Source organism: Chamaesiphon sp. OTE_75_metabat_556, from assembly GCF_031378165.1.
GTDB lineage: Bacteria > Cyanobacteriota > Cyanobacteriia > Cyanobacteriales > Chamaesiphonaceae > Chamaesiphon.
The window spans coordinates 1-5,013 of sequence record NZ_JANNDR010000093.1 but is presented as its reverse complement, the minus strand read 5'-3'; the positions used below and the strand labels follow the sequence as shown (position 1 = coordinate 5,013).

The 5,013-nt window shown below is 49.2% G+C and carries 3 protein-coding genes; all 3 read right to left on the bottom strand.

Annotation, left to right across the window (positions count from 1 at the left end; genetic code table 11):
- Window positions 1-1,496: Hpt domain-containing protein (locus RMO27_RS04235; protein WP_309729422.1), on the bottom strand; the 1,496-nt coding region annotated here is incomplete at its 3' end.
- A gap of 169 nt (window positions 1,497-1,665) precedes the next feature.
- Complete coding sequence (locus tag RMO27_RS04230; protein ID WP_309729420.1) at window positions 1,666-4,527, bottom strand: methyl-accepting chemotaxis protein; 2,862 nt, start codon at window positions 4,525-4,527, stop codon at window positions 1,666-1,668.
- A gap of 213 nt (window positions 4,528-4,740) precedes the next feature.
- Window positions 4,741-5,013 (bottom strand): chemotaxis protein CheW (locus RMO27_RS04225; RefSeq protein ID WP_309729418.1); only part of this gene is annotated, 273 nt, incomplete at its 5' end.

Sequence of the window (5,013 nt, the reverse complement as noted above, 5' to 3'; positions counted from 1 at the left end):
GGGGCGGAATTGTCGGCTAGCTGTAGCGATGGCGAGAGATCTGGCTGGAGTTGGCCATCGATATTGTCGAGTTGATGGAGATCGGCGTAGATCTGCTGATGTTGACCGATCGATAAGGCTGTGGCCGAACTAAAGTCGGGGATCGGACCGTCGAGATCGCCGAGATCGGGAGTGTAAAACGTCTCTTCATCGTAGATCTCTGGAACCGATCGCCAGCGATTGTCATCGGTAGTTTCGCCAGCTCGATCGCTCGTAGCAAGCTGCGCTGTCTTCGTCGTAGCCATTGCGTTCGCCAAAGTTCGATCCGATGGCGACAGCAATTGCTCGTTTGCCAAGTCATCTAAATTGATCGAGGGTAGCGCGAGATCCAAGAACTCATCATCTTGCATCCAAGTGCCCTCGCTCGGCTCATCACCGAGTAAGTCCATAAACTCGTTCAATTCCAGCGCATCAGCATCTAATTCGGCTGGGAATGCACCAGTGGAGAAGAGATTGTTGGTAGTTTCAAAATCGAGCAATTGGGCGGAGGGGGATAGCGGTAATGTGCTACTGGAGCCGATCGAGATTAGTTCGGGAAGTTGTTCGGTCGTAGTTTCACGATCTAAATTCCACGTACTGAGATTGGATGTGATCGGTGCAGAATTAGGTGTTAATGCTGCTGTTGATTGGAGATCGATAGCTTGGAGCGGTGCAGTTCTGCTAATAATTAAAGCTTCGAGATCGGCAGTAACCCTAATTTCTTGATAACGATCGGCCATTACCAATGCTTGGGCTTGTTTGATCGCAATACTGATACTTTCGCCGAGTTGAGGTAAAAAGTTGGCAGGATTGGCTGTCGCTAATCTACAAGCGGTAAATAGATGCGTCCATTCAAGAAATTCAAAATTTTCGCCCAGATTGCCCAATTTTTGACAGATCTGCTGAATTTGAGTGCGGACTTCTGGCAGATCTGGCTGTAGGCACAGACTGATGATGGTATCGAGTTTGCGGGTGACGTATTCGCCAAATACTTGGTCGATCGCCGGATCTTTTTGGCCATCTGTAGCGATTCGATCAGTTACCACAGCGGCTGGCTCGGCAGCCAGCAATTGCTGGAGATAAGCTTTGAGTTCTTCAAAGACCGGATCGCCGATTGGATCGATCGTGGCGGGATCTTGACGATAGGGATCGCTCGATCCGCGTACTTCTTCAATGCCCGCTTTCAAGAACCCAAAGCTTTCGAGAAATAGCGATTGCAGGTGGCTATCGACCGCAATTTGAGGCTGTTCTTTGAGCAATTTAAAGTTAGCTTCAAATTGGTTGCCAATTTTTTGAATATCGAGTAGTCCGAGCATGGCAGCACTACCTTTGATCGAATGTGCGGCGCGAAATAGCTCGCGGATCGTCGTTGGCTGTCTGACGGTTTCCGGCAGTTTGAGTAAGCCTTGTTCGATCGTGTGTAAGTGTTCGCTAGCTTCTTCTAAAAAGTAGCCCAGAATGCGATCGTGGTTTTCCATAACTAGGAATGATTAAATAGTGAATATAAATAGTGGTGAGTGGTGAATAGTGGATAGTGGGTAGTGGATAGTGGTTAAAGAAATGTTGGAGGTTATGGACGCAAGCAAGTGTCCTTTTATTCCTCTATTCACTAATCACTTTTCACTTTTCACTATCCACTTCCCTCAACTACTCGACTTTGAATCGTTCGACATAAGTGAGCAGGTTACGAGCGACGACCACCAGGTTTTCGAGGGATGACGATACTTTTTGGGCTTCTTGAGAAGTAGATTGAGCCTGAATTTCGACCGATTGCATGACTTCGGTGACGGCTTTAGAGGTTTCACGTTGCTCGATCGTATCGGAGGTAATCGATCGCACCAGGGCATCGATCCGATTCGATACTTGAATGATGTCATCGAGCGATCGCTTGGCTTGTTCGGCCAGTTTGGTACCAGCAATGACTTGTTGAGTACCTTGTTCCATCGCCGCCATTACCGAACCTGTCTCACTTTGAATTTGGAGCACGATATGCTCGATTTCTTTGAGTGCTTTGGCACTTCTGTCGGCTAGTTGCCGGACTTCATCAGCAACGATCGCAAATCCTTTGCCAGATTCGCCAGCTCTGGCGGCCTCGATACTGGCATTGAGCGCGAGTAAGTTGGTACGGGAAGCGATTTGGGAGATCACCGAGACAATTTGGGAAATTTGTTGCGAAGATTCAGCCAAGCGTTTGACTTTGCGCGTACTTTCGGCAACTGTTTCGCGAATTTCTTGAATACCTGCCACCGTCCGTTCTACCGCTTCACCACCTCTGAGTGCGGTTGAAGATGCCGTGCGGGCGACTTCTTCCGATTCGCGGGCACTTTCGGCTACCCGCTTGATCGAGGCGGTCATCATTTGGACGGAGTTGACCGTGACGGCGAGTTCTTCAGCTTGGCTGAGGGCGTCGGAAGACAGGCGGCGGGCAAATGCCTCACTTTCGGTCGAACTTTGGTTGACCTGTACGGCTGCGACTTGTACCTGTTGGACGATCTGCCGGAGACTATCGATCGTCAAGTTAAACGAGTCAGCGACGGCACCGAGGACGTCGGCAGTAACTTCCGCTTTGACAGTCAGATCTCCGCGTGCCGCGCCTTCTACGTCATCGAGGAGCCGAATTACTTGGCGTTGGAGTTCATCTTTGGCTAGCTCCATGTCCCGAGCCTTGTTTTGGGCTGCGGAGTTGCTAGTCACCACCGATTGCAACATATAGTTGAACGAAGAGGACAATAGTCCCAATTCATCCTGTGAAGAGACAGTCGCGCGGGCGGCCATATTCCCTTGGGCTACTTGCTCAAAATTAGACTGCAAGTCTCTGACACTCCGACTGACTTGCTTGGTATAGCGACCGGTCAGGATCCGCGTAATCCCAAAACTCGTCAGACCGCCCAAGACCATCATGATGGCACCCGCCCGTTGTAGCGGGTCGCGAGCGGCTTTATCTTGAGGCGAGAGCGTCAGACTGGTGACAAAAGTGACGCCAGCGATCGCGACCGCCGCACCGAGTCCCGCCGCACCAGAAATTAGCCACTGCTTTTTCTGGAATGAGGCATTCTCAAACGGTGCGAATATACCTTGGGGAGTCAGTTGGGTCATATTAGGCTGATCATCTTCGCGATAGATATTGCTAATCATGCCATGGGGTTGATTTTTGATCCCAGAGATCGAGACACCATTAATAAATGTCGAGCTATCATCAAACATCGCTGAAGATTTCGGCATATTCATCGAAGAGGGTGTCGGCTTTTCGAGAAAATTGTCTGGCAGATCGAAAAATCCCGATTGGGTACCGCCATTACTATCATCATCACCCAAGATGCCACTCAATACTTGCCGATCGAGCGGTGCAAATTGCGATCGGGTAGGATCTGCCGCTTTAGCTGCCAATCCATCGGTTGGTTGTGGCTGAAATGCATCCTCAAAAACATGCGATACCCCAAAATCAAATCCATCGGCCTGGGGATTATTGATGTTATCCCCCGCTAGATCGTCCTGATCTTGCAGCCAATTCACGCCTGCTTGGCCAGCTTGAGCGGTGGGCGGCCAAGCCAAAGGCAGAGCACCACTAATTTCATTGAGTGCGTCAGAGATATCTTCAACTGAAAATTCCATTTGCGCTGGGATCGGCGGGCTGGGATCGGCGGGCTGTTCTGTGGCACTGCGATCAATCGGGGTCATCAATGTCGGTCGATCTGCAATCGCCACTGGCTCTGGTCGATCGGCGAACGGATCTGCTTGAATTGGATCTGGTGCCGCGATGTTGGGGCTAACCTCCGCAGGTGACTCCGGAGCATGATCGGGATCGAAGCTAGCAAAAGCACGATTGGCAGCGACGGAAATATTGAAAAAACCCGTATCATCGTTAGCTTCAGTGGTTGTTGCTACCGGCACACCTTCAAATAGCTGATTACTGGGCGGTTCAGCGAGATCGTACCCAAAGGCAAAAGCATCGGTCAGCGTCTCTTGCTCGTTATTATAAAACCCAGTAGCCACTTGTGGTTGTTTGCGACCACCGATGTTAGTTTCGACCGAGAAAAAGTCGGTCGATTGGCTGGGAAATAATTGCCCCGACATATCGACATTAAAATTCAGCGCGGCGAGATCGAAATCTTCATCAGCAGTCAGATCTTCTGGTTGTCGCCAAGTTAGCAACTCGGCTGAATCAGCAGTAGTATGGCGATAATGTCCGCCAGAATCGCCACCATTAAATTGTTCGCTGTTGGCGCGCTCACCCATTTGGCTCAAGCAAGAATTAGCATAATCCAAGCCACTATGAGCAAATTGGAGAAATTCTGGATCGGTGGAAATGCCAATTACATATTCATATTCTTTTTTACCAATTTCGTATTGATATAGACCGTAACAGTAAATGTGTCCGCGCAATAACCGGACGCTAGGATCGTCATGAAATTTATTGACGAGGGTGTCAATAATCGTCGCAGCTTTTTCATAGTTACCTTGGAGATAAGCTGCTTCCGCTAATTGATAATCTTGAGTATAGTCTTGCATGGGATCGGGGGTAGAAATCATGGAGGGTTAGTGTTAATAACTAGTTAATTTTATGAATTATGTATGTTTTTATAAGTTTGAGACTCCAGTCGAGCATCGTCCAATGGTGATCGACATTACTCGATCAGGTAGTTACTAATGGGGGACATCTGTACCGATCGGCATGCTCGATCTCAGCGATCGAATGATGCTTAGCGGCCTTCACCGTCAGGATTAAATTGTCCAGTTGGATGAACGGAGAATGGCCACCTGATCCAATAATCGGAGTTCGGAAGTCTCAGATCCAGACAGTTGATAAACGCCCTTGATAAAGCCACTGATGCTGGCTGGGAGCGCAGCATCGGTGCTAGGATTGGGGAGCATCTGATTGACATCCAACCATTCGGTATTCGCAACGGCTCGAACGGCAAACCCCATTACGAGTTCTTGTTCTTCGACGATCAAGATCGAAACTTCATTTTGGTTGGTATTCACTAACACTTGATC

Excerpts from the sequence above, each read along its gene's own strand:
- RMO27_RS04230 (WP_309729420.1), bottom strand. The coding sequence starts at position 4,527 with ATGCAAGACTATACTCAAGATTATCAATTAGCGGAAGCAGCTTATCTC.